This is a genomic window from Winogradskyella sp. PG-2 (genome assembly GCF_000828715.1).
Taxonomy (GTDB): domain Bacteria; phylum Bacteroidota; class Bacteroidia; order Flavobacteriales; family Flavobacteriaceae; genus Winogradskyella.
Genome location: NZ_AP014583.1, coordinates 636788 through 662918, shown reverse-complemented (window position 1 = coordinate 662918; position 26131 = coordinate 636788). Strand labels below are relative to the sequence as shown.

Genomic DNA, 26131 nt, shown 5'->3' with positions numbered 1-26131 from the left:
AAAAACTAGTCTATATTTGCAGTCCTAATAATTAGGGCGCGTAGCTCAGTTGGTTCAGAGCACTTGGTTTACACCCAAGGGGTCAGGGGTTCGAATCCCTTCGCGCCCACAAAAGTTCACAGAAATGTGAACTTTTTTTGTTTATAAAAAAGGGTCATTAGCTCAGTTGGTTCAGAGTGTTACCTTGACAGGGTAGAAGTCACTGGTTCGAATCCAGTATGACTCACAGTTTAATTAATTAAATCTACAATACGCTCCAAAGCCATACCACGAGATCCTTTAATTAAAAGGATAGCATCTTTAATTTTAAGTGTTTTTAATTCAGGTTTTAAGTCTTCAAAACTTGAAAATTTATGAGTTGTTTTTTTAGTTCTAGTTTTAAAGAAATTTTCACCAATTAAATAAATATTCTTATTAAAATTAGCTTCAATGAAGTCTGTAATAGATTGATGTTCCTTTTTGGCTTCATCACCTAATTCAAACATATCACCAATAAATAAGTACTTATTTTTAGAACTAAGCTGTTTTAAATTTTTTAAGGCAGCCATCATGCTTGTAGGATTTGCATTGTAAGCATCTAGTATAATCTGGGTTGTTTGAGTTTCAATAATTTCAGAACGATTATTATTTGGCTGATAGCTTTCTATGGCTTTTTTAATATTGTTAGTAGAGACTTTAAAATATTTTCCTATAGCAACAGCTACAGCTATGTTTCCGTAATTGTAATCTCCAATAAGTTGACTATTTATAATAGTATTATCATAATTTAAAGTGACATGCGGGTTGGCACTCATAAACTCTATGTTACAGTCATTTTTTGTGTTTGATCCAAACGTAACTATGTTTTCGTATTTACTAATTTGCTTAACTTGTTTGGCATCATTGTTATTTATAAATGCAATCTTACCATTTACCTTTATATAATTGTACAATTCTGATTTTCCTTTTATGACTCCTTCAATTCCACCAAATCCTTCTAAATGTGCTTTTCCGAAGTTAGTAATTAAGCCATAATCTGGTTGAGCCAAATTTGATAAGAATTCGATTTCCTTTTTATGATTAGCTCCCATTTCCACAATACCATAATCCAAATCTTTAGTAAAGCGAAGTAAAGTTAAAGGAACTCCAATATGATTGTTTAAATTACCTATTGTCGCTTTCACTTTGTATTGAGAGGATAAAACGGAATAGATAAGCTCTTTTGTAGTTGTTTTTCCATTACTGCCTGTTAATGCTATAACGGGAATATCAATTCTATTTCTATGGTACGTTGCTAAACTCTGCAATGTGGTTAAAACATCATCAACTAAAATACAATCCTTATTTAATAAAGCTTTCTTATCATCAACAACACAGTATTTTGCTCCTCCTTTTAATGCTTGAGTTACAAATTTATTACCATCAAAATTGTCGCCTTTTATAGCAAAGTAGATACAGTTTTTATGTAATTTTCTGGTATCAGTAGATACTCCATTACTTTCCTTAAACTTGAGATATAACGATTCAATTTCCATAGGCTTAAAAATAAAAAAGTCCTGATAAATCTATCAGGACTTTTTTAAATATTATTTAACGTTTTTTAATTACGCTTCTTTCCACCTTTTTCAGATTTAGAGCCTACTCTGGATACTGCACATCTAAATCCAATGTAATCAGTAGCCATATCTTGTGGGAAATATCGACGTTGAGCCGGATCAATCCAGTATGCTCTGTCTCTCCAAGATCCACCTTTATAAACTCTTACTTCATCATTTATTAAAGATGTTCTAGAGTTAGATTTATCATATTCTCTAAGCATTTTTAACTCTCCATCTACTGTAGTTGTATCAACTTTATGTTTTGGTGAGTTATACATTTTACCTGTTTCCTTCGATTTATCTGAATTACCCTCATCAAAACTCTCTCTATAATAACGAGAAGAACGTTTGTCGCCATCTCTGAAGTTTCTGTTATCACTTTGATCGAAATTTGTTCTTAAATAAGTTTCATCCTCATTAATAGGAATTTTTGCAATTTCACCAGGTAAATTTCTAGCAACTATTTTACCATTACTTAAAGTATCATATACAATTTCATCAACGGTAACCACTTTTACTGTTCCATCAGCATTTAGTGCATTTTTGGTATAAACGTTACCTCTATAATAATTAAAATCATTAAACTCATCATCAACTATAGGTCTGTAAACATCTGCAACCCATTCAGCTACGTTACCAGCCATATCATATAATCCATAATCGTTAGGTTGATATGTTCTTACTTCTGCAGTAATATCTGCTCCATCGTCAGACCAACCTGCAATTCCACCATAGTCACCTTTACCTTGCTTAAAGTTAGCTAACTGATCACCACGATTAACACGTTTGCCAGATCTAGTGTATTGACCATCCCAAGGATATTTTTTACGTCCTCTATATACATTATAGCTACGTAATTCACTCATTCCTAATGCAGCATATTCCCACTCAGCTTCTGTTGGCAGTCTATATTTCACTGGGATTAATCCAGATTCTCTATTTGCATAGACATTAATAGGATTACCTTCTGCATCAGTTTGTTGTCTTCTTCTTCCACCTTCTAATACATCAGTGTTACCTCCATAAGTTTGTGAAGGAGCATTTATATATGTGTCTGTACTAAACGTACTTTCTGCGCTTACATCTGTATATTGTGCATCTCTTTTAATATAGCCTGCTTCTTGTAAAGCCATTTCCGCAACACGGTCAGTTCTCCAATTTGCATATTCTACGGCTTGAATCCAACTAACACCTACAACTGGATAATTTGCATAACCAGGATGGCGTAAATAGTTTTCAGTCATCATTTCATTATATCCTAAACGATTTCTCCATACTAAAGTATCAGGAAGCGCTCCTTTGTATATTAAAGTATAATTTGGGTCATCCGGTGGATATACATTCTTTATATAATCTAAGTATATAAGATAATTTAGATTAGTTACCTCATTTTCATCCATATAGAAGGATTGAATGTGTTGCTGATTTGGAGTATTATTCCAATCATGCATTGGGTCATCTTGTACTTTACCCATTGTAAAAGTTCCTCCTTCCACAAACGCAGTTCCTGGTGGAGTTTCTTGTTCTTTATATTGGGTATTATACTGAAAACCTCCATTTTTGTCATTAATTTTCCAGCCTGTAGCACTATCTACATTACCAGAATTTGAAGAACGTTTACAGCTAACAATCGACGCACAGAGCACAATTGCTATTAAAAATTTTAGGTTTGAGACATTTTTCATATCCATTTGTTTAAGTAAGCTCGTTTAATTTTAGAGTCGCAATATAACAATTAAAGGTAAACTGACAACTTTTTTTTGCGTCAAAATGCAAAAAAATATGCATTTCATCCTTTTTTTTGAACAGAAGAACGGATTTTTGTCAATTTTACCGATGTATTTTGCTCTTTTATAACGCCTCTAAAAATAAATTATTGTTGTATTTTTGAAATTAAAATTCAAAGGTCATAATAACACGCTTTAACTGGCGTTATTTTACTGTAAATTTAAAGGATTCTCAGGTTAGTGATATTCTTTTGCCCAATTATTTATGACTTTAACACAATTTGAATTAATGAAAAATTGCTCTAGATTCTTTTTTCTTTTTTTCACAATGCTATGTTTTGGACAACAAAAGCAATTTAATATTCAATGGGAAAGTGCTAAGACACTCGAAACCGAATTTGGAAAAATAGAAGTTCCTGCTTTTGATGCTGACCATTTTAATTATGATGCTGACAAAGGATTAATCTATTTTGCCCAGTGGGATAGTGATGGGGAATCTATTAATAAAGATTCAGTGATATTAGTTAATGTAACTTATGAATCCATTTCGCATAATGATTTAAAGGGTTTGGATACTAAACTTATTCCTGAAACTCTCAAGTATGATTTCTTCAATACTAATGCAAGAGGAAAGAAAGGGCATTATATAGAGTTAAGCCCAATAATTAAAGATAGAGGAGTTTACAAAAAGGTAAAGACTTTTAATGTTCAATATAACACACAGGGAAATTTTACTTCCAATGCTTCAAGGGATGAAAATGACATTATCAATTCTGTTTTAAGTACCGGGGACTGGTATCGTTTTTATATTGATAAATCTGGAGTTTTTCAGTTAACAAAGAGTTTTCTTAATAGTTTAGGTATAAATACTAATAGTGTAGATCCAAGAACTATTAAGATTTATGGTAATGGGGGAAGAATGTTACCATTATTAAATTCTGAAAACTACCCTTTTGATGTTGTTGAGAATGCCGTTAAATTCGTTGGTGAAGAAGATGGAAGTTTTGACAGTGGTGATTATATATTATTCTATGGTGAAGGTCCTACAACATATAGCCAAGAAAGCGAAACAAATATAAATTTATACTCAGATAAAACCTATTACTACATTAATATAGGTTCGGGAAATGGAAAGCGAATTCAGTCGATGCCTCTTGTTGATGGTATTGCTGATATTCAAATAGATATATTTCAAGATTATCAATTTTACGAAATTGATGAGTATAACTTAGCTAAATTAGGTCGTCGATGGTTTGGAGATAAATTTGATATTGAAAACCAAAGATCATATGATTTTGAGTTTCCTAATCTAGTAACTGATGAACTTGTTAGTTTTAGAATTGGTTTAGGCGCTGTTTCTGAGGTTGATACATCTATGGATATTTCTGTGAATGGAAGCCTTGTTGCTAGTCGTAACCTAAATGCAATTAATGCTGGTTCAGTTTTAGGTAGTTCTGCAAGTTATAATGATTTTCTTAATGTTTCAGGAGATAATATTACAGTAACATTAGATTATAATAATAGTGGTAATCCATCTGCTGATGGCTATTTGGATTACATTAATATTGAAGCGACTAGGCGTTTAATGTTTGAAGGTGATCAATTACGATTTAAAAATAATGATGTAGTCAATACACCAGGCATTGCAGAATATACTATATCTAATGCATCAGCAGTACAAGAAATTTGGGATATTACTGATCGTTTTAATGTAACCAATACTTTAAATACAGATGATCAAAGTAGTATGTCTTTTAAGGTTCAGTCTGGTGAAGAACGTCACTATTTAGCATTTTCAAATGCTGATTTTTTTCAGCCTTTCAAAGATACTATTTCGACAGTTGCAAACCAAGATCTAAAGGGTACCATATTTAATAATTCACTAGGTGAATTTCAAGATATTGATTATCTTATATTATCACCAACTCAACTTGTAACTCAAGCTGAACGTTTAGCGCAAATTAATAAGACTCAGTATAATTTAAATGTAAAAGTGGTTGATTTGCAAACCATATATAATGAGTTTAGTACTGGTAGTCAGGATATAGCTGCATTAAGAAATTTTATTAAGTACGTTTATGCTAATGCTAGCACTCCTAATAATAGATTGAAATATGTATGTCTTTTTGGAGAAGGCTCTTATGATTATAAAGATAGAATACAGAACAACACAAATCTAGTGCCGGCTTGGTATTCTTTAAGTAGTTTTAGTCTTACAAACTCATTTGTTTCTGATGATTTTTTTGCAATGCTTGATAATACTGAGGGTTCCATGAATAATGGAGATAGAATGGATGTTGCTGTAGGAAGGATATTAGCAGAAGATGCTCAACGTGCTAAAGAAATGGTTGATAAGGTTAACGCATATTATCAGTCAGAAGCTTATGGGAGTTGGAGAAATAATGTGTTATTAATTTCTGATGATGTAGATATAGCTTGGGAAAGAACATTACAACAGACAACAGATGATTTGGGGACTACCTTAGAAACTGAAAAACCATTTTTTAATGTTAGGAAGATTCATACAGATGCTTTTGAACAAGAGTCATCTGCTGCTGGTAATCGTTATCCTAAAGTAAATAAGGCAATTAAAGACGCTATAGAGGTTGGGGCTTTAGTAGTAAATTATTTCGGTCATGGGGGTGAAGATGGTTTAGCTAAAGAACGTATCTTCGATAAATTTGACGCACAAGACATAAATAATGTTTGTAAGTTCAACCTTTTTATTACAGTGACATGTGAGTATACCAAGTTCGATGATCCTAATAGAGATACTGCCGGAGAATTTACCTTTTGGAATATCAATGGTGGTGCTATTGCACTCTTTACAACAACGCGACAAATCTTTGTTACAGTTGGGGAATCTTTTAATGAAGTTATAGATGATTATTTATTTGCATTTGGCTCTAACGATTATCCTTCTATAGGAGAGGTTTTAAGATTATCTAAGATAGATAATAATATTGCAGGTTCTTCTCAAAAACGATTAGTATTTCTTATAGGTGATCCTGCGATGAAATTAGCTTTTCCTAAACCAGATATAAGATTGACTAAAGTTAATGATGTAGATATAACACAACCTGTTGATACACTAAAGGCACTAAGCTACACTAAAATGGCAGGCGAAGTAGTGGATACAAATGGTGATTTGCTTTCTAACTATAATGGTACCTTAACTGCCACAATTTTCGATAAGTCCATTGCTCGTCAAACTTTAGCTAACGATGGTATTACAGATGATAATGGGCAGATAATTTTAGATTTTACGACACTTGGTGAAGTCATTTTTAAAGGTCAGGCAACAGTAGAAAATGGCCTTTTCGAATTTGATTTTATTGTACCAAGAGATATTGGAATTCCTGTTGGTAATGGTAAAGTGAGTTTTTATGCCCAAACATCTAATCCTCTTTCAGACCAGGCAGGTGCAAATTTTGATGTTAAAATTGGAGGCATTAATGAGAATGCTCCAGAAGATAATATTGGGCCAGTCATTAATTTATTTATGAATGATGAAAATTTTGTTTCAGGTGGAATAACAAATGAGTCCCCTAATCTATTAGCTAAACTTCAAGATGAGAATGGTATAAATACGGCAAGTGGTATTGGGCATGATATTACTGCTATTATAGATGGTGATGAAACAAATCCAATTGTATTAAATGATTATTATCAAGCTAATATAGATGATTATACCAATGGATCATTATCTTATCCTTTTAGAGATTTAGAACCAGGTATACATACATTAACGATAAAAGCTTGGGATGTTTATAATAATTCGTCCACTGCAGAAATTCAATTTACTGTTTTTGATAAAGATGAAGAACTCGTTGTAGAAAATGTTCTTAATTATCCAAACCCATTTGTGAGTTATACAGAATTTTGGTTCAATCATAATAGTGTAGAACCTTTAGATGTCTCGGTACAAATATTTACAGTTTCTGGTAAATTAGTGAGAACATTGAATGGACAAACTACAGGTGGAAGTAAAGATGTAAGTTCCTTATCCAAAGATATTATTTGGGATGGAAGAGATGATTTTGGTGATAAAATAGGAAAAGGAGTGTATGTATATAAACTAAAAGTAAGATCTGACCGTTTAAATAAACAGGTTGAAAAGATTCAGAAGCTTGTTATATTGTAAAGTGGATTTAATTTTAGTAGTAAAACTTAAAAGTTTAAATCACTTGTTAAATAAAAAATTATATTTGTTAACGAATTAATACGAATGTATAAGTATTAATAACCAAAATTGAACATGAAGAAATACGCAATAATCCTTATCGCTTTTGCATCGTTAAATCTAACATTTGCACAAGAGACTATTACATTTCCAGACCAATCATCCGTTATAACAACGGGGGTTCCTTTTATGCTTATAGCTCCAGATGCAAGATCTGCTGCATTAGGTGATATGGGAGTAGCGACTTCTGTAGATGGATTTTCACAACAATGGAATCCAGCAAAGTATGTGTTTTCAGAGGCTAAATCTGGGGTGAGTTTAAGTTATACTCCCTATTTAAGTAAATTGGTAAATGATATCTCTATTAGTTATGCGACTTATTTTAATAGACTAAGCGAATACAGTGCAGTATCTGCAAGTTTCAAATATTTTAGTCTAGGTGAAATTACATTAACGCAGTCTGAAGATGATCCAGGTATTAATGTAAAACCAAATGAGTTTACTGCTGATGTGGCGTATACATTGCGTCTAGCAGATCAATTTTCTATGGCAGTGGCTATGCGTTACATGAGATCTGACTTAAGAATAAACCAAGTAGATCCTAATGCTGATGCAGCTAGTACATTTGGTGTAGACATTACTGGGTATTATCAAAGTGAGGAAGAAGCTTATAATGATTTTAACGGACGATGGAGAGCAGGATTCGCTATCCAAAATTTAGGACCAAAATTTAAGTACGACGATGGAGGAAGAGAGAATTTTCAACCTACTAATTTAAGATTAGGAGCTGGTTTTGATTTTATTTTTGATGAATATAATAAGTTAGGAATCACAGCTGAGGTTTCAAAACTTTTAGTACCAACACCTCCATTATTAGGTTTTGTTGATACAATACAAGATGGGGATACTGAGCCAAATGGAACACAAGATGCTAATGAGCCGACAATCATTACCTCTGGCCAAGACAATAATGTAAGTTTTATAAATGGAATTTTTCAATCTTTCGGTGATGCTCCAGGTGGTTTTAGCGAAGAGTTAAGAGAATTCACCTATTCTTTGGGTGCAGAATATACATATCAAGAGAACTTTTCTTTTAGAATGGGATATTTTAATGAAGCAGAAGATAAAGGTGCACGTAAGTTTTTTGCCTTAGGAGCTGGTTTTAAATACACAACTATAAATATAGATTTATCATATTTGTTTTCAGCATCAAAAGTTCAGAGTCCATTAGAAAACACATTACGTTTTTCACTAACATTTAATTTTGGTGATGGTGAGTATGATGAATATTAGAATAAAGAATTAAACAGATATAAAAGAACTATTGTTTTATTTAAAGCAATAGTTTTTTTGTCTAAAGTAAATAATAGAATTATGAGGGAAGTAAAAATAGAAACAACACTAGAGGTCTATGAAGACATAAGTGAACTTCCAAAGGCTATTCAGAAACTTATGGGTTCTGCAATAGACGCTCGTAATAATGCTTATGCGCCATATTCAAAATTTAATGTAGGTGCTGCAATTTTGTTAGATAATGGCGAAGTTGTTATAGGTAATAATCAAGAAAATGCTTGTTTCCCATCTGGCTTATGTGCAGAACGAACAGCTATTTATTATGCAGGAGCTCGATTTCCAAATGCTAATATTTTAAAGCTTGCTATAACTGCATCTTCCCAAAATCAAGTTACTGATAAACCAATTCCACCTTGTGGTGCGTGTAGGCAATCTATAGCCGAGTATGAAATAAAACAAGATCAACCCATTGAAATTTATTTTATGGGAGCAAAAGGTAAAGTTGTAAAATCAAGTTCTTTAGCCAATTTATTGCCTTTACTTTTTGAAAGTTCAGTGTTATAATGATTTTGTTGAATTAAATTCAATAATCCTTTGTTTTTTTACGATATACTGTTTCTTCATTATTTTCTAAAGTGTTATTTTTGTTATTCGTTTTTAAAGAATTCATTAAATAATGCAAAAAATAACAAAAGAGGTTTACCTAAAATGGTATGAGGACATGTATTTCTGGAGAAAGTTTGAAGACAAACTTGCTGCAGTTTACATTCAACAAAAAGTTAGAGGTTTTCTTCACTTATATAATGGTCAAGAAGCTGTTTTAGCTGGTGCTTTACATGCTATGGATTTAACAAAGGATAAAATGATTACAGCGTATCGTAATCACGTTCAACCTATAGGAATGGGTGTTGATCCTAAACGTGTAATGGCAGAATTATATGGAAAAGCGACTGGAACTTCACAAGGTTTAGGTGGTTCGATGCATATTTTTTCAAAAGAGCATCGTTTTTATGGTGGTCATGGAATCGTTGGTGGTCAAATCCCTTTAGGTGCTGGTATTGCATTTGGAGATAAATATCATGATGTTGATGGTGTAACCATATGTTGTTTTGGAGATGGTGCTGCAAGACAAGGATCTTTACACGAAACTTTTAACCTAGCAATGCTATGGAATTTACCAGTGGTATTTGTTTGTGAAAATAATGGTTACGCAATGGGAACTTCTGTTGAACGTACAGCAAATCATACGGAAATTTGGAAATTAGGATTAGGTTATGAAATGCCTTCAGGTCCAGTAGATGGAATGAATCCTATTAAAGTTGCAGAAGCTTTTGATGAAGCTATTAAGCGCGCAAGAAGTGGAGGAGGTCCTTCATTTCTTGAAGTAAAAACATATCGTTACAGAGGACACTCTATGTCGGATGCACAACATTATAGAACTAAAGACGAGGTTGAGGAGTACAAGAAAATCGATCCTATTACACAAGTAAAAGATATTATTTTAGAGAATAAATATGCAACTGAAGACGACTTAAAAACTATTGATAAAGCTGTAAAAGCTAGAGTTGCTGAATGCGAAAAGTTTGCGGAAGAATCTCCATACCCAGAAAAGAGTGTGATGTACGATGCAGTTTATGAGCAAGAAGATTATCCATTTATAGATCATAAAATAAAGTAAGCTATGGCAGAAGTAATTAACATGCCGCGTTTAAGCGATACAATGGAAGAAGGAACAGTTGCTTCCTGGTTAAAAAAAGTTGGAGATAAGGTAGAGGAAGGTGATATTTTGGCAGAAATCGAGACGGATAAAGCTACCATGGAGTTTGAATCTTTTAATGAGGGAACTTTACTTCATATCGGTATTCCAGAAGGTGAAACAGCGAAAGTAGACACGCTTTTGGCTATTATTGGTGATGAAGGAGAGGATATTTCTGGTTTGTTAAATGGAAGTACTGAGGTTGAAGAATCTGATGCAATTCCAGAAGGTAAAGATACCAAGTCAGACCTGTCTGATGTTGATTTTGATGCAAGTGCTGATGTTCCTGAAGGAGTTATAGTAGTTACTATGCCACGACTTAGTGATACCATGGAAGAAGGAACTGTAGCAACATGGTTAAAGAAAGTTGGAGAAGAAGTTGAAGAAGGAGACATTTTAGCGGAAATAGAAACCGATAAAGCGACGATGGAATTTGAATCTTTTCAATCAGGAACTTTATTGCATATAGGATTAGACGAAGGAGATTCTGCTAAGGTAGATTCGCTCTTAGCCATTATTGGACCTGCAGGTACAGATGTTACAGAAGTTGCTAAAAACTTTAAAATAGGTGGATCTGAAGCAAAAGTTGAAACTAAAAAGGAAGAAAAGAAAGTAGATTCTCCAAAAGCTATTGAAACTAAAAAAGAAACACCAAAAGTGTTAAGCTCGGTTGCAACTACAAATTCTGGCGGAAGAATATTCGCATCACCATTAGCCAAGAAAATGGCTGAGGAAAAAGGAATTAATTTATCTCAAGTCAATGGTTCTGGTGAAAATGGTAGAATTGTTAAAAAGGATATAGAAGGCTTTACACCATCTGCGCAATCTGTGTCAGTAGGGAAATTTATACCATCTGGTCAAGAAGATTTTGACGAAGTACCAAATTCAAATATGCGTAAAGCAATTGCCAAGAATTTAGCAAAATCTAAGTTTAGTGCACCACATTACTACCTTAATGTGGAGTTTGATATGGAAAATGCTATGGCATTTAGAGCACAATATAATTCAATACCAGACACTAAGATTTCATATAATGATATGATTGTAAAAGCTTGTGCATTAGCATTACGTCAGCATCCGCAAGTTAATTCACAATGGTTTGATGATAGAATGCAATTAAATAATCATGTGCATATTGGTGTGGCAGTTGCTGTACCAGATGGATTATTAGTACCTGTGGTAAAGTTTGCAAATGAACAAAGCTTAACTCAAATCGGTGCTGCAGTAAAAGAATACGCTGGAAAAGCTAGAAATAAGAAATTAGCTCTAGATGAAATGGAAGGAAGTACATTCACTATATCTAATTTAGGAATGTTTGGTATAGAAAGTTTCACTTCTATTATAAACCAGCCTAACTCTGCGATTTTATCTGTAGGAGCAATAGTTTCAAAACCAGTGGTTAAAAATGGAGCAGTTGTTCCGGGTAACACTATGAAGTTAACTTTAGCTTGTGATCACAGAACAGTTGATGGTGCTACTGGAGCGCAATTCCTTCAAACTTTGAAAGGTTATATTGAGAATCCAGTGACAATGTTAGTATAAATCAGTATTGAAATTCTGAACTTGATTCAGAATTCGTAATATTAAAAACCTGTTTCATTATAGTTTGAAACAGGTTTTTTTAATTAACCCTGCGTCGTTCTTCTTCAGAACCTGTTTCACGGTTACGAGATGATTTTAGTTTGCTGTTACCAAAGTTTCTAGAATATGTTACTGCAAAGGTTCTATTCGAAAAATCGAATGTATTATTAGTTTTTATGTTTTGTTCTGGTAAGTCAGTACCTCCAGTGAATTTAACACTGTCTAATAAGTCATTAATTGAAAATTTTAATGTTCCCCATTTTTCACCAAAGTTTTGCTGAAATCCAATGTTAAGACCATAAACTTCATTGTATTTAGCTGAACCAAAAAAACTTGGACCGTTATAAAAACCAGAAAGTTCTGCAGAAAAATTACCTGATATTTTGAATGAGTGTGTGCTATTTGCTGAGAAATTACCCAAGCTTAGCTCTATAGGTTCGTCATTATAGAATGTCCTAACTTTTTGCCTAACGAATGTAAAATTATTTTGGGTTCTCCACCAATCAAAAAGTTTAATTGGTAAGCCAAGAGTTGCACCAAAAGTCCTTGTATAGTCTAGGTTAGCAGCTTCAAAAATCAACCTTCCTGTTGCTTCATCTATGCGTTTTTGAAAGTTAGCTATAGAAGCATCTTCATTTGTATACTGCAATGATAAAAAATAAGATTTATAATTCACATCAACTTTAAAAGCATTAGAAATTGCAGGTTGTAATGATGCATTACCAGACAGAAAAGTATTCGGGTCAAAGAATATTACAAAGGGAGCTAAATCGTTGAAAGTAGGTCTTGTTATGCGTTTAGAATATGCTAGATTAACACTTAATGTGTCATTAATTTGCCGATTAATAAAAACACTAGGAAACCAAATCCGATAATTTCTATCTACAACGGTACCTTGAGTATCTGTGTCTAATTTAGAATCAGTATGTTCATATCTGAGACCAGCTTTAAAGCTTGTTTTATCATCGATTCCATATTCAATGGACCCATAACCAGCATATATGGTTTCATCTAAAACACTTCTGTTTGTGAGGGTTGGATCAGAAACCCAAATGTTATTTTCAAAGTTATCTACGGATACATCATTTTCAAAATCATTTTTTACACCTTATAATGCCTGCTTCAATTTTTAAGTTTTCGCTTATCCTATTACTATAGTCTATCTTACTAACCCAAGTTTTTAATGGTGTTTCTTTTCCACTTCTAAGTAATTCGCTATTTGTAAATGAGTTATTTTCATCAAAAAAAGAATTGCGATAGTTCGTTGGGTTATCAAAATTATAATTCAGATAATCAATATCAAAGCTTAAGAATTTATCTTCAGTAAAATTATGCTTGACATTATAATTAAGGCCAATATGTTTCAATCGATTTATTTCATCATTATCTAGTACAACAAATGATGTTGGGTTACCATTTTCAGAATTTACATTATTGTTAACAGCGTCCATAGACCATCTATTATCAAAAGCATTTACTAGAAAACCCATAATAGTTTTTTCTGATGTGCTTATATCTAATCCTAATCTTAAATTATGATTGCGTTGACTAGGTTCTCTATCCGTTACTGTGTTAGATGTCAATAGATTCTCACTTTCTGTAAATTCTCTACTGGTTTTAAATTGCTGAGCTCTCTTGTCGAGAGAAAAACCATAACTGCCATAAAAATTGATACTTTTTTTACGATAGTTAAAGTTTATATTATCATTATTTGTTATTCCTTTTCCATAACCTAAGGCAACAGAATAAGATCCATTGAGACCTAGATCAGTACGTTTTTTTAGAACAATATTTATGTAACCAGCGTTTCCTTCTGCATCAAAGTTTGCTGGTGGAGTAGTTATTAATTCAATAGACTCAATATTATCAGCACTCATTCCTTCTAACATCTGAACCAAGCCAGATGTTGGCATGTAACTAATTTTATCGTTTATCATTACAACAACGCCTTCCTTGCCAACTATAGAAATACTATTGCTTTGTCTATTAATATTAATTCCCGGAGAGCGTTCTAAAACTTCTAATGCTGTGCCGCCAGCAGAAACGATACTGTTTTCTACATTTATAACCATACGATCAACTTTTTGTTGATACAAAGGCTTTTGTGCCTTAACTAAAACCTCATCTAGTTGATTTCCTTCCTTTAAAACTAAAGTTTCTACAGTGTAAGATGCATTTAAGTTAAATAGCTTAGAATAACTTTTTTTAAATCCTACGTAACTACCCATGACAAAATAGTTACCGCTAGCAATATTTTCAATTGTATATCTACCGTTATCTTGAGTTATAGTTCCTTTTACTAATGTAGAATCAGTAGATCTCAATAAAACGACATTAGTAAATGGAATACTATTACCATCAATATCAGTAATTAAACCAGAAACATTAAAGCTATCTTGAGCATTAAGTTGAATGGTAATAAAAAGGATTAAGATTGTTTTGATTGATTTAAAAAGCATTTGATTTAGAATTTAATAGTTCTTAGTTCATATAGGGCGATTAATCCATTGAAAACTATGATTAAATAACCTGTATAGATTATGGGAGAGCTTTGATTGCTTTAAAGATAGTGTTTTAAACGAAAAAGTATATTAAAGAATAATTAATTTTAAAGCTAGTATTAGTTCTTTATCTTTAGACACAAATAAATTTATGATGAAAAAGATATTTTTTTTAGTCTTTATTATGCTGTTAAGTTCATGCGCAGTTAAACAGAAAGCTGCTGATGGTAAAGATGGTAAACCAGGAAATGATAGTAAGGCTGAAATGGTTCAAGCAGCTCAGGCAAATGTTGAATCTGCTTTACCTGTAAGACCAATTTCTGTATCAGATATTAAAAGAAGTATGGAGTATTTGGCTTCGGATGAATTACAAGGTAGAGCTACAGGTAGTGAAGGTATAGAAAAAGCAGCAGTGTTTATTGAGAGCTATTTTAAAGCAAATAATATTAAGCAATATTTTGACTCCTACAGAGATGATTTTGAATTTAAAAACTCAAGAAGCGCTACACCAGATGCAGTCATAAAGGGATTTAATATTATTGGACTTATAGAAGGAAATGATCCTAAATTAAAAAATGAATTTATTATTCTCGGAGGTCATTACGACCATATAGGATTAGGTAAAGAAGTTAATGGAGACAAAATTGCAAATGGTGCAAATGACGATGCTTCCGGTACTATAGCCGCAATGGAGTTTGGTAAGTATTTTGCAAAGTCAAAAACTAATAAGCGTAGTATTCTTATAACATTATATTCAGCGGAAGAAATGGGATTGAAAGGTTCTGGCCATTTAGCTGAGCGTTTAAGTAAAGAAGGGATAAATGCTTATACCATGATTAATTTTGAAATGATTGGAGTGCCAAGAGCTGAAGATAAGTCAATGGCTTATATGAGCGGTTATGAACGTTCAAATTTTGCAGAAACTTTAAATAAATATGGAGGGGAGGAAGTTGTTGGTTTCTTTCCAAAAGCAAAAGAGTTTAATTTATTTATGAGGTCAGATAACTTTCCTTTTTTTAAGGAGTTAAACATACCAGCTCATGCTATTTCTACTTTCGATTTCACAAATTTTGACTATTACCATCATGTAGACGATGAAGCAGATAAAATGGATTATGAACATATGGTAAGCTTTATGAATAAGATGATCCCAGCTTTAGAAGGTATGATGAATGCACCAACAAAAGAAGTGGTCTTAAATGATGAGTAAGAACATAATAATTACAGGAACGAGTAGAGGTATAGGTTTTGAATTGGTACATTTGTTTGCAAATCAAGGCCATAATGTATTAGCATTATCACGAAATGCACAACCTGTAAACAACTTACATTTTGAAAACATCACCTCCTTAGCTTTTGATTTATGTAGTCAAGAAGACTATAAAAAGGTTGAAAGTTTTATTGAAGAAGAATGGAAAGACGTAGATATTCTGATAAACAATGCAGGTACTTTATTAAATAAGCCATTCTCTGAAACAACATTTGAAGATTTTCAACATGTTTATCAAACTAATGTTTTTGGTGTTTCTGAAATGACACGAACTGTTTTACCATTCATGAAATCTAATAGTCATGTAATTACAATAAGTAGTATGGGAGGTATTCAAGGAAGTATGAAATTCCCTGGATTATCGGCTTACAGTTCTAGTAAAGGGGCAGTTATTACACTAACTGAGTTGTTAGCTGAAGAGTATAAGGAATCAGGTCCACAATTTAATATATTAGCCTTAGGTGCTGTACAGACAGAAATGCTCAAAGAAGCATTTCCAGATTATGAGGCTCCAACTACGGCTCTAGAAATGGCATCATATATCAATGATTTTGCATTGACTGGAAATAAATATTATAACGGTAAAGTATTACAAGTTTCAAACTCCACTCCATAAAATGTCAAAATACAAGTGTGTTATTTTTGATTGCGATGGTGTTTTAGTGGATAGCGAACCACTAAGTAATCAAGTTATGGTTGATATGACCAATGAGCTAGGTGCAAATATTGACTTAGACTATGCATACCAGCACTTCAAAGGTAATTCACTGGAAAATTGTATTTCACAAATTGACCAATTGATTAACGGAGATATACCTTCAAGTTTTCAAGAGGAATATCGAGAACGTTCGTTTGTGAAATTCAAAAAAGAGATCCAGCCTGTTGAAGGAATTCTTGATGTGATCAAAAATTTAAGCATACCATTCTGTGTAGCTTCAAGTGGTCCAGAAAACAAAATAAAACTTAATTTAGAGCTAACAGGTTTATTGTCTTATTTTGAATCTAACATCTTTAGTTGTTATGCTATTCAAAAATGGAAACCAGATCCAGCAGTTTTTTTATGGGCAGCAGAAACTATGGGTTTTCAGCCTAAAGATTGTGTGGTTATTGAAGATAGTCCTATTGGAGTTAATGCAGCAATTGCTGGCGGTTTTGATGTATGTGGTTTTACAGCTCATGATTATCGCGATGAGTTAAAACAAAATGCGACGAGTACTTTTGATAGCATGATAAACTTACCAAAGCTCTTATAATGTTAGTTCGATTTTTTATATTTATAAAAAAATGATTTATGATTAAAGAATTACAATATTGTAAATCTTTCCTTTTAGCCATTACCTTATTACTATGTTTTAATGATGCAATACATAGTCAAACTTTTGAACATGTAGAATCTGTCGTCGGACTTGGAATATTAGAAGAGAATAATGGAGCAGCAGTTGCAGACTACGATGGCGATAATGATCTAGATATTTTTGTGGTTGCAAAATCTAATGATGATCCAAATAGCCCAAAAACGCTTAGTAAATTATTTAGAAACAATAATGATGGTTCTTTTACTGATGTTACTGAACAAGCCGGTTTAAATAACTTTTTAAGTGATGATGAAGCTGGTGATATTTACTTAGGTTTAAACGGAAATAAAAGTGCAGCATCTTGGGGGGATTATAATAATGATGGATTTCCGGATTTGTTTTTAACCTATTCGTTTAAAGTACAATTATGGCGTAATTTGGGAAATGGAACATTCGCTGATGTCACAGAATTTTCCGGTTTCGATGGTATTAATGAATGCCGTAATACTGGCGCTACTTGGTTTGATTATAATAACGATAGTTTGTTGGATATTTATATAAGTGATTGGGATGAATGCGGCACTAATCAACTATATAGAAATGAAGGAAATTCTACGTTTACAAATGTTACCACAACTACAGGAATAGAAGGAAGTGATAACTTCTTTAGTTATATGTCTATGCCTTTTGATTTTAATGAAGATGGGTTTATGGATTTGTATGTCTCTAATGACCTTGATGACCCCAATAATTTGTACATAAATAATTTAGGTAACTCATTTACAGATCAAGCAGAAACTTATGGAGTGGATACTATGTTTGATGACATGGGCATTACAGTTGGTGATTATAATAATGATGGTTTCTTCGATTTTTTTGTTACCGCAATAGACAAAAATATATTGCTAACTAACAATGGTGACAATACATTTACAGATTTATCTATTGAAAAAAATGTCGATAATACAGGCTGGTCATGGGGAACTTTGTTTTCAGATTTTGATTTAGATGGTGATGAAGATCTTTTTATAGTTAATGGTTATGATTTTGAGCAAAGAGGCCCAGAACCTAATTACTATTATAGAAACTTAATTGAACAAGGTCAAGATACATTTGAAGATGCATCTGCAGAACTCGGACTTAATGAAGAGGCTATTAGTGTGACAGCTTTAGATTTTGATTATGATAATGATGGAGATCTTGATTTATTAGTTACCAATAATGATAGAAGTTCATTTTTTTATGAAAATAAACTACTAAATTTTGACGATGCTGAGAGTACTTTGCATTGGTTTAAATTAGATTTAGAAGGTACTACATCTAACCGAGATGCCATAGGTACAATAGTTACATTAACAACACCAACCAAAACTTTTAAACGCTATTATAGTGGTAAGGAATTTTTAAGTCAGAGCTTACAATCTGTTCATTTTGGACTAAATAATGAGACTGAAATAATAAGCCTAGAAATAAGGTGGCCAATGGGCCTGGTAGAAACCTTTAATAATTTAGATGTAGATATCACAATTAAAGCCACAGAAGGACAAGGTTTTGAAGTATTAGAAATCGCTCCAAGTCAAAAAATATATGGTTGTACAGATCCTATATCTTGTAGTTACAATCCAGATGCAACCTTAGATGATGGCTCTTGTACTTATTTGGAAGCACAGTCTATTGTTGGTAATACAATGTCTTCATTTTTAAGAACAGAAACTTATTCTTATAATATTTCTTCAGGTTCAATTGCAGCTTGGCAAGTTTCTGGTGGTGAAATTTTAAGTGGTCAAGGCTCTAATACCATTACTGTAAAATGGGAAATAGAAGAATCTGGTAGTGTATCAGTGACTGAATCTGATGATCTGTGTTCAAGTTTGCAAGCGTCAATAGATGTAGAATTGGGTACAGATAATTTGCCTGAAGATATTTCTATTGCTAGATTATGGAATGAGGCCTTATTAGATGCTATCCGAAATGATTTTGCAAGACCAACTGTACATGCTAGAAATTTGTTTCATTCTAGTGTAGTCATGTATGATATATGGGCCATCTATGATGACAATGCTAGACCATACCTCATAGGGAATACCGTAAATGGTTTTACTAGCGAGCTTGAAGATTTTGTGCTTATAGAGAGTGAAGAAGAATCATTAAAACGATCCATAAGTTATGGAATGTACAGATTGTTATCACATCGTTTTCAAAATTCCCCAGGTGTTGATGCAACACAAGCAAGATTTGATTTGTTGATGTATAAATTAGGCTACGAAACCACTTATACATCATTATTATATGAATTTGGTAACGCAGCCGCTTTAGGGAATTATATTGCCCAAACACTTATTGATTATGGGCTACAAGATGGTTCTCGTGAAGCTACAGGATATGATAACGCTTATTACGAACCTGTTAATTTACCTTATGCGCTAGATGCTAATGCAGGTGTTAATCCACCGATTAATGATCCGAATCGTTGGCAGCCACTAGCTTTAGATATTTTTATAGATCAAGGAGGAACAATTGTCGATGCCGACACACCTCCGTTTTTGAGTCCAGAATGGGGAAATGTGTATTCGTTTGCACTAAAAGAAGAAGATAAAGTGACTTATCAGAGAGATGGAAACGATTTTCATGTATTTCATGATCCCTCAGATCCACCTTATATAAGTTTAACAGAAAATAATACTGATAGTGATGCCTATAAATGGGGGTTTTCAATGGTGTCTGTTTGGCAATCGCATTTAGATCCAAGTGATGGTGTTTTGATAGATATCTCTCCTAATGCCATAGGTAATGTAGATATAAGTACATTTCCAACAAACTATGCAGACTATCCAAACTTCTATGACTTTTTTGAAGGTGGAGCTAATAGTAATGGACATACAATGAATCCAGTAACTGAAAACCCTTATGAAACTAATCTGGTTGCAAGAGGCGATTATGGTCGCGTGTTAGCAGAGTTCTGGGCTGATGGACCAGATTCCGAAACACCACCAGGTCATTGGTTTACTTTATTGAATTATGTTAGTGATCATCCAGAATTTGAAAAACGGTTTCAAGGTGAAGGTGATATATTAGAGTCGTTAGAATGGGATGTTAAGTCTTATTTTATAATGGGAGGTGGTATGCATGATTCTGCAATATCAGCTTGGAGTGTAAAAGGATGGTATGATTATATTAGACCAATTTCTGCGATTAGATCTATGGCAGAGCGTGGTCAGAGTACAGATATGTCTTTAGATAATTATGATATTTCAGGTATCCCATTAATTGAAGATTATATAGAAGTAGTAGAAATAGGAGATCCATTAGCAGGTTTTGTGAATCAGCATGTAGGAAAGATAAAATTATATACATGGAAAGGTCATGATTTTATATCTGATACTGAAACAGATCAGGCAGGTGTTGGTTGGATACTGGCAGAAAATTGGTATCCTTATCAGAGGCCAACCTTTGTAACTCCTCCTTTTGCAGGTTATGTGTCTGGCCATTCAACTTATTCTAGAGCGGCAGCGGAGTTAATGACCATGATGACAGGAAGTGAATTCTTTCCTGGTGGATTAGGTGAGTTTGTAGCTAAAAAGAATGAATTTTTAGTCTTTGAGGAAGGACCTTCAGAGGATATTGTGCTTCAATGGGCAACCTACAGAGATGCTTCAGATCAGACGAGTTTAAGTCGAATTTGGGGCGGAATTCATCCACCAGCTGATGATATTCCTGGTCGTTTTATAGGACAGGTAGTAGCAGAAGATACTTTTAGTTTTGCTGTACCGTATTTTGAACTTGAAGAATTAGGCGTTGACGATGAAGATGAAAAAAGTATGATTTATCCTAATCCAACAACTAACAGAGAGCTCTTTATTACCAACACAAGTTTAAATGAAACTATAGAAGTTTTTGATATAAGAGGCAGAAAGATTGCTATAAATAGCAGAAGCTATAATGAGCTAAGTCAGACAACTTTAATAAAGTTAGAGACTACTGCTGCAGGTTTATATATAATAAGAGTTAATAGTACTTCAGCAATGATTGTTGTTAAGGATTAATTTAGGAGTTAATCTTTAGAAAAATGTACTTTATTAGAGACTAATGTTTCATTATCGATCATTATAGCTTTGGTAGTGAGAATAGCATAGATAGTATCCACAGTTATTAAATTATTTACCATCTTAGAATATTCAAGTTTTATTTTCTGAGTACTATCATTAACTCTAATCATTTCACCCAATTGTTTTATGTTATTTATGATAATTGCTTCATTAACTTTAAAACTATTAATGTTATCGTTTGTGTAACTTTTTAATTGTTTAACAACCTCATTTGTAAATTCTGGATGCTGATTTTGTAAAGCTAATAGATCATAGAAATCTTGTAGTTTTTGACTAACTAATGGCGCATTGAAAGAAGGTGCAATTTCGTAATCATCTATATCTTCTGCGTCTAGCTCTTCAGTTGCCACTTCATAAGCTTCTTCTGAGCTTTTTACACTTCTATTTTCCATAGCACAAGCTGAAAGTAAAATACTAGCAAGTATAAGTATGATATGTTTTACCTTTAAATTCATGTTAATGAATTATAAATTTTAGTTTTACAATTTTACCATCAACAATAGTTTTATCCAAAATTTCCATACCTCTTAAACTCCGAGTAGGTATAGTTAATTTCTGAATAAACTCTCTTTTAGTATACAATTCAATGGTATTACTATTTTTAAATAACTGATAGATTTCTGCATTATCATTAAAAATTGTATTCAGTTTTTCTCTATGTGTTTTCCATTCACTAATATTCTTGTTTGTATAATAATTGAGCATTAATGCATAATCGTCTGCTACTAACTTTACAATTTTATTTTTCTCAGAATTAAATTGTCTTACAATTGTATCTGTTTTATAATAAGGGGATTCTACTATAAACTTCAATTCTTTGTCTTTTGTTACATAATTAAAGCAGCCTAAAGAGTCTGTTGTTTTATGTATTGGAGATTGCCCATCTTTTAAAATCTTTATATTTAAAATAACGCTGCCAATAGGCTCATTTTTTATAGAGTCGTAAAAACAGAATTGATAATCATTCTTAGAGTTTAGCATAGAAAACGCCAATAAAATACAAGGTGCTATAACTATAAGCCATATCAGATTTTTATTTGATTTTTTAGATTTATGTGTTTTGTTTTCAATTGTATATTCAGCTTTAAAAGCTGTCCAGTTTTGATAGCCTACATATTTGCTTAATAGATTAAGTATGTCTATGCGTGGTAATTTTTCAGCTTCATGTTTTATGTAGGTGTAAAACCATTTTTCACTTACACGGCCTTTTACATTACTGAACAAGTCTTCTTGAAAAGCAATAATATCGTCTCCTTTCCAATCCTCAATAGTTTGAGGTGCACTATTACTTTCCAATAACTTTTGCGTTATGGCTAGTTTTAGCTTTGAAAATATGTGCTTTTCTTCTAAGTTCAATAGTAGGGTAAGTTATTGATATTCAATTGTGTAGTTCTTGTAAACTATTTACAACTGGTTTACAACTATTTTTCAAATGAGAAAAATGTATGTCAATTAAGTTTGTTTGTATAACGTTTAAAAATATAAAATTATGCAAGTAAAACAGTTTAAATCCAGAATTAAATTTTCTGCTCTATTAGTAGTCTCACTTTTAGTAAATGGGTGCTATCCTCCAAATGGTAATTCTAAAAATACGCTTTATGAAGTTCTAAGTGTAGATGTATATGAAGTCGCTACAGATGATGAGGTGATGATAGAACATAATACTGAAGAGTACGATATAATTTATGAAAACACATTTAAAGATGTGCTTCAAAATCCATTGTCTACATTTTCTATAGATGTTGATAATGCTTCATATAGTAATGTGAGACGATTTTTAACTGGCAATCAAATGCCACCAAAAGATGCGGTGCTTATAGAAGAAATGATTAATTATTTTGATTATGATTATCCGCAACCAACCGATGAACATCCTTTTGCCTTTATAAATGAAGTAGCTGATTGCCCATGGAGTAGTAAAAATAAACTTGTGCATATTGGCATACAAGGAAAATCAATAAATAACAATGATTTAAAGGCAAGTAATTTGGTTTTTTTAATAGACGCTTCTGGGTCTATGTCATCTCATAATAAATTGCCATTGCTAAAAAAGGGTTTAAAATTATTGTTAGAAGAAGTAAACGATAACGATAGAATTGCCATAGTAGCTTACACAGGTTCTGCGGGTTTGGTTTTGCCATCAACAAAAGCATCAAGTAAAGAAAAGATAATCGTTGCTTTAGATGCTATTGAATCTGGAGGTTCAACAGCTGGTGGACAGGGCATACAATTAGCTTATAAAATAGCAAAGGAGAATCTAATTAAAGGTGGCAATAACAGAGTGATTTTAGCAACTGATGGAGATTTTAATGTTGGTGTGTCTTCGAGTTCAGAATTGGTAAGAGTAATCGAAGAGAAACGAAAAGATGATATTTATTTAACGATTTGTGGTTTTGGAATGGGAAATTACAAAGATGGAAGAATGGAACAAATAAGCAATGCTGGTAATGGCAATTATTTTTATATTGACAATATTAAAGAAGCCAAGAAAGTGTTTTCAACAGATATGAGAGCGAACATGTTTACTATAGCTAAAGATGTGAAAATTCAGATTGAATTTAATCCAAACCAAGTAAAGGCTTATCGTTTTATTGGTTACGAAAATAGAGTCATGAATGCTGAAGATTTTAATAATGATAAAAAGGATGCTGGTGAGTTAGGGGCAGGTCATACAGTAACAGCTTTGTATGAAGTTATACCTTCCAATTCTGATGAAGTAATTTCAAAACATGACGCCTTAAAATATCAAAAGACTATGATTGCAAACGCTTCAGATAATGACGAATTATTAACTATAAAATTCAGGTATAAAAAACCTAAAGAAGATAAAAGTAAATTAATTACTCACGCAATTATTGATAAAGGGATAGCATTAGATTTAACATCAAATAATTTTAGATTTTCCTGTGCAGTTGCTGGTCTAGGACTTTTATTAAGGGATTCAAAATATAAAGGTGATGCGTCATTTACGATGATAGAGAATCTTGCTAAAAGTGCCAAAGGAATAGATAGTAATGGTTATAGACAAGAGTTTATAGACATGATAGAGACATCAGCGTTACTTTCGAAATAAGTGATGATATATATGATATAAAAACACTTTTAGTGAAGACTAAAGGTGTTTTTGTTTTTGTTTTTGTAAAAATTGTATTTTTACGGCGATGCAAACAACACTTTTAGACTCTATACCTAATCAAGCGCAAGCTATGGTAAATACCATATTAACGAATGATAAACTAATAGTGAAAATTAAGAATGAACGCAAAACAAAGCATGGTGATTATAGACAATTACCCAATGGTAAACATCAAATAACTATAAATTCTAACTTAAATCAGTATCGCTTTTTAATCACCTTAATTCATGAAATTGCTCATTTTGAAGCTTGTAGAAAATACAATCGTTTCATAAAACCTCATGGGAAAGAATGGAAACAAACGTTTCAGCATTTAATGTTGCCATTTTTACGTCCAGAAGTATTTCCTTTAGAATTATTACCGCTTCTTGCAAAACATTTTAAAAACCCAAAAGCATCTAGCGATACAGATACGCAACTCGCCATAGCATTAAAGCAATTTGATAATAATAATGATAAGACTTATGTGTTTGAAGTACCTATGAACAAAACCTTTAAACTTTATAATGGAAGAGTTTTTAAAAGAGGGAGTAAAAGAAGAAAACGATATGAGTGTGTTGAGGTTAAGTCAGGTAAGTTATATTTGTTTAATCCTAATGCAGAAGTAGAACTAGTAGATTTATGAAAAACAAAAATTATTACGCCATATTAATGGCTGGTGGAGTAGGATCAAGATTTTGGCCAGTAAGTACACAAGATTTTCCTAAGCAGTTTCACGATATGCTTGGTACAGGAAGTACTTTAATTCAAAAAACATTTAATCGTCTGGCAAATTTAATTCCAGAAGAAAACATATTTATTTTAACAAATGAACGCTACAATGATTTGGTATTTGAGCAATTACCAATGGTTACAAAACGTCAAGTAGTTTTAGAGCCTGCTATGCGAAATACGGCACCATGTATTTTGTATGCATCTTTAAAAATTCAGAAAGAAAATGAGGATGCAGTTATGATTGTTGCTCCAAGCGATCATTGGATCGAAGATGAGCAAGCATTTTCTGATAATGTTAAAACAGCATTTGATTATTGTGCATCTAATGATGCTTTAATGACCTTAGGTATAACTCCTTCATTTCCAAACACGGGTTATGGTTATATAGAATATGATAAATCGGCAAATGCTGAAATAAAGTCTGTGAATCAGTTTAGAGAAAAGCCAGATTATGAAACAGCTAGGTCTTTTATAAGTCAAGGAAATTTTCTGTGGAATGCTGGTATATTTATGTGGAGTGCTAAAAGTGTAATTGCCGCATTTAAAAATAATCAACCTGAGTTATTCCGATTATTCGTAAACGGATATCAGGTTTATAATACTGAGTTTGAAGAAGATTTTATTAGAGACAATTATGGAAAGGCAGAAAATATCTCTGTAGATTATGCTTTAATGGAAAAAAGTGATAATGTATTTGTAATACCTGCAATATTCGATTGGAATGACCTTGGTACTTGGGGAAGTCTTTATGATAAATTAGACAAAGATGATGATGGTAATGCAGTTGTCAATGCAAGAACATTGACTGAGGATGCTTCAGGTAATATGATCCGTACTAAAGGCGACAAAATCGTAGTGTTAGATGGACTAAATGACTACATCATTGTAGATAAAGACGAAGTTTTACTTATCTTTCCTAAAACGAAAGAGCAAGATATTAAAAAAGTACTCCAAAAAGTGAAAGCTAATTTTGGAGAAGAATATGGTTAATT

The 26131-nt window shown here is 32.6% G+C and carries 18 protein-coding genes and 2 tRNA genes; 14 read left to right on the top strand and 6 right to left on the bottom strand.

Features of this window, described 5'->3' with window-relative positions:
- The first annotated feature begins 34 nt into the window (after nt 1-34).
- Nucleotides 35-109 (top strand) — tRNA-Val (locus tag WPG_RS03045).
- A 42-nt stretch (nt 110-151) separates the two neighbouring features.
- A tRNA-Val gene (locus WPG_RS03040) sits at nt 152-226 on the top strand.
- Between the two features lie 4 nt (nt 227-230).
- Here WPG_RS03040 and WPG_RS03035 read toward each other — a convergent pair.
- A complete protein-coding gene (locus WPG_RS03035) occupies nt 231-1514 on the bottom strand; it encodes a UDP-N-acetylmuramoyl-tripeptide--D-alanyl-D-alanine ligase (protein ID WP_045469204.1) in 1284 nt (427 codons plus the stop codon).
- Between the two features lie 65 nt (nt 1515-1579).
- Nucleotides 1580-3268 (bottom strand): gliding motility lipoprotein GldJ, encoded by a 1689-nt coding sequence (gene gldJ, locus WPG_RS03030; protein WP_144374408.1) that lies wholly within the window; start codon nt 3266-3268, stop codon nt 1580-1582.
- A 325-nt stretch (nt 3269-3593) separates the two neighbouring features.
- On the opposite strand from gldJ, the gene porU reads away from it, so the two are divergent.
- The 5 genes from porU (at nt 3594) to WPG_RS03005 (ending at nt 12078) form a co-directional block, all read left to right on the top strand.
- A complete protein-coding gene (gene porU / locus WPG_RS03025) occupies nt 3594-7448 on the top strand; it encodes a type IX secretion system sortase PorU (protein ID WP_045475104.1) in 3855 nt (1284 codons plus the stop codon).
- 114 nt (nt 7449-7562) lie between these two features.
- Nucleotides 7563-8780 carry a type IX secretion system outer membrane channel protein PorV gene (gene porV / locus WPG_RS03020; RefSeq protein ID WP_045469201.1) on the top strand — a complete coding sequence of 406 codons (1218 nt, stop codon included), beginning with the start codon at nt 7563-7565 and terminating at the stop codon, nt 8778-8780.
- Between the two features lie 81 nt (nt 8781-8861).
- Nucleotides 8862-9344 (top strand): cytidine deaminase, encoded by a 483-nt coding sequence (gene cdd / locus WPG_RS03015; protein WP_045469198.1) that lies wholly within the window; start codon nt 8862-8864, stop codon nt 9342-9344.
- A 112-nt stretch (nt 9345-9456) separates the two neighbouring features.
- Nucleotides 9457-10458, top strand: a complete 1002-nt coding sequence (gene pdhA / locus WPG_RS03010) for a pyruvate dehydrogenase (acetyl-transferring) E1 component subunit alpha (RefSeq protein ID WP_045469195.1) — start codon at nt 9457-9459, stop codon at nt 10456-10458.
- 3 nt (nt 10459-10461) lie between these two features.
- Nucleotides 10462-12078, top strand: coding sequence for a pyruvate dehydrogenase complex dihydrolipoamide acetyltransferase (locus tag WPG_RS03005; RefSeq protein WP_045469192.1), 1617 nt, complete (start codon nt 10462-10464; stop codon nt 12076-12078).
- A gap of 79 nt (nt 12079-12157) precedes the next feature.
- Here WPG_RS03005 and WPG_RS18755 read toward each other — a convergent pair whose 3' ends face one another.
- Together WPG_RS18755 and WPG_RS18750 are read right to left on the bottom strand one after the other, a co-directional pair.
- On the bottom strand, nt 12158-13171 hold the full coding sequence (locus tag WPG_RS18755; protein ID WP_084221508.1) for an outer membrane beta-barrel family protein: 1014 nt from the start codon (nt 13169-13171) through the stop codon (nt 12158-12160).
- A gap of 40 nt (nt 13172-13211) precedes the next feature.
- Nucleotides 13212-14576 carry a TonB-dependent receptor gene (locus WPG_RS18750; protein WP_045469187.1) on the bottom strand — a complete coding sequence of 455 codons (1365 nt, stop codon included), beginning with the start codon at nt 14574-14576 and terminating at the stop codon, nt 13212-13214.
- A gap of 196 nt (nt 14577-14772) precedes the next feature.
- Here WPG_RS18750 and WPG_RS02990 point away from each other — a divergent pair, with 196 nt between their 5' ends.
- Genes WPG_RS02990 through WPG_RS02975 form a run of 4 tightly spaced genes read left to right on the top strand, consistent with a single transcriptional unit; the run spans nt 14773 to nt 21226 of the window.
- Entirely contained in the window at nt 14773-15828 is a 1056-nt protein-coding gene (locus WPG_RS02990) for a M28 family metallopeptidase (RefSeq protein ID WP_045475102.1), read from the top strand.
- Nucleotides 15818-16504, top strand: coding sequence for an SDR family NAD(P)-dependent oxidoreductase (locus WPG_RS02985; RefSeq protein ID WP_045469185.1), 687 nt, complete (start codon nt 15818-15820; stop codon nt 16502-16504). The genes WPG_RS02990 and WPG_RS02985 overlap by 11 nt, the downstream gene beginning before the upstream one ends.
- A gap of 1 nt (nt 16505) precedes the next feature.
- On the top strand, nt 16506-17141 hold the full coding sequence (locus WPG_RS02980) for an HAD family hydrolase (RefSeq protein ID WP_045469183.1): 636 nt from the start codon (nt 16506-16508) through the stop codon (nt 17139-17141).
- A gap of 38 nt (nt 17142-17179) precedes the next feature.
- Nucleotides 17180-21226, top strand: a complete 4047-nt coding sequence (locus tag WPG_RS02975) for an FG-GAP-like repeat-containing protein (protein WP_045469181.1) — start codon at nt 17180-17182, stop codon at nt 21224-21226.
- 8 nt (nt 21227-21234) lie between these two features.
- On the opposite strand, the gene WPG_RS02970 is transcribed toward WPG_RS02975, so the two are convergent.
- Nucleotides 21235-21744 carry a hypothetical protein gene (locus WPG_RS02970; RefSeq protein WP_045469179.1) on the bottom strand — a complete coding sequence of 170 codons (510 nt, stop codon included), beginning with the start codon at nt 21742-21744 and terminating at the stop codon, nt 21235-21237.
- Nucleotide 21745: 1 nt separating this feature from the next.
- Nucleotides 21746-22645: a hypothetical protein gene (locus tag WPG_RS02965; protein WP_045469177.1), complete on the bottom strand. Its 900-nt coding sequence runs from the start codon at nt 22643-22645 to the stop codon at nt 21746-21748.
- 133 nt (nt 22646-22778) lie between these two features.
- Here WPG_RS02965 and WPG_RS02960 point away from each other — a divergent pair, with 133 nt between their 5' ends.
- The 3 genes from WPG_RS02960 (at nt 22779) to WPG_RS02950 (ending at nt 26129) form a co-directional block, all read left to right on the top strand.
- Nucleotides 22779-24362 (top strand): vWA domain-containing protein, encoded by a 1584-nt coding sequence (locus WPG_RS02960; protein ID WP_052471130.1) that lies wholly within the window; start codon nt 22779-22781, stop codon nt 24360-24362.
- Nucleotides 24363-24450: 88 nt separating this feature from the next.
- Nucleotides 24451-25050 carry a SprT-like domain-containing protein gene (locus tag WPG_RS02955; RefSeq protein ID WP_045469174.1) on the top strand — a complete coding sequence of 200 codons (600 nt, stop codon included), beginning with the start codon at nt 24451-24453 and terminating at the stop codon, nt 25048-25050.
- Nucleotides 25047-26129, top strand: coding sequence for a mannose-1-phosphate guanylyltransferase (locus WPG_RS02950; RefSeq protein WP_045469171.1), 1083 nt, complete (start codon nt 25047-25049; stop codon nt 26127-26129). The genes WPG_RS02955 and WPG_RS02950 overlap by 4 nt, the downstream gene beginning before the upstream one ends.
- Nucleotides 26130-26131 lie beyond the last annotated feature (2 nt).

What these genes read in the sequence shown, in the direction of transcription:
- WPG_RS02975 (WP_045469181.1), top strand. Translation starts at nt 17,180, where the DNA reads ATGATTAAAGAATTACAATATTGTAAATCTTTCCTTTTAGCCATTACC.
- cdd (WP_045469198.1), top strand. Translation starts at nt 8,862, where the DNA reads ATGAGGGAAGTAAAAATAGAAACAACACTAGAGGTCTATGAAGACATA.
- WPG_RS02970 (WP_045469179.1), bottom strand. Translation starts at nt 21,744, where the DNA reads ATGAATTTAAAGGTAAAACATATCATACTTATACTTGCTAGTATTTTA.
- WPG_RS02980 (WP_045469183.1), top strand. Translation starts at nt 16,506, where the DNA reads ATGTCAAAATACAAGTGTGTTATTTTTGATTGCGATGGTGTTTTAGTG.
- WPG_RS02990 (WP_045475102.1), top strand. Translation starts at nt 14,773, where the DNA reads ATGAAAAAGATATTTTTTTTAGTCTTTATTATGCTGTTAAGTTCATGC.
- WPG_RS03035 (WP_045469204.1), bottom strand. Translation starts at nt 1,514, where the DNA reads ATGGAAATTGAATCGTTATATCTCAAGTTTAAGGAAAGTAATGGAGTA.
- WPG_RS18750 (WP_045469187.1), bottom strand. Translation starts at nt 14,576, where the DNA reads ATGCTTTTTAAATCAATCAAAACAATCTTAATCCTTTTTATTACCATT.
- porU (WP_045475104.1), top strand. Translation starts at nt 3,594, where the DNA reads ATGAAAAATTGCTCTAGATTCTTTTTTCTTTTTTTCACAATGCTATGT.
- porV (WP_045469201.1), top strand. Translation starts at nt 7,563, where the DNA reads ATGAAGAAATACGCAATAATCCTTATCGCTTTTGCATCGTTAAATCTA.
- WPG_RS02955 (WP_045469174.1), top strand. Translation starts at nt 24,451, where the DNA reads ATGCAAACAACACTTTTAGACTCTATACCTAATCAAGCGCAAGCTATG.
- WPG_RS02950 (WP_045469171.1), top strand. Translation starts at nt 25,047, where the DNA reads ATGAAAAACAAAAATTATTACGCCATATTAATGGCTGGTGGAGTAGGA.
- pdhA (WP_045469195.1), top strand. Translation starts at nt 9,457, where the DNA reads ATGCAAAAAATAACAAAAGAGGTTTACCTAAAATGGTATGAGGACATG.
- gldJ (WP_144374408.1), bottom strand. Translation starts at nt 3,268, where the DNA reads ATGGATATGAAAAATGTCTCAAACCTAAAATTTTTAATAGCAATTGTG.
- WPG_RS02960 (WP_052471130.1), top strand. Translation starts at nt 22,779, where the DNA reads ATGCAAGTAAAACAGTTTAAATCCAGAATTAAATTTTCTGCTCTATTA.
- WPG_RS02985 (WP_045469185.1), top strand. Translation starts at nt 15,818, where the DNA reads ATGATGAGTAAGAACATAATAATTACAGGAACGAGTAGAGGTATAGGT.
- WPG_RS03005 (WP_045469192.1), top strand. Translation starts at nt 10,462, where the DNA reads ATGGCAGAAGTAATTAACATGCCGCGTTTAAGCGATACAATGGAAGAA.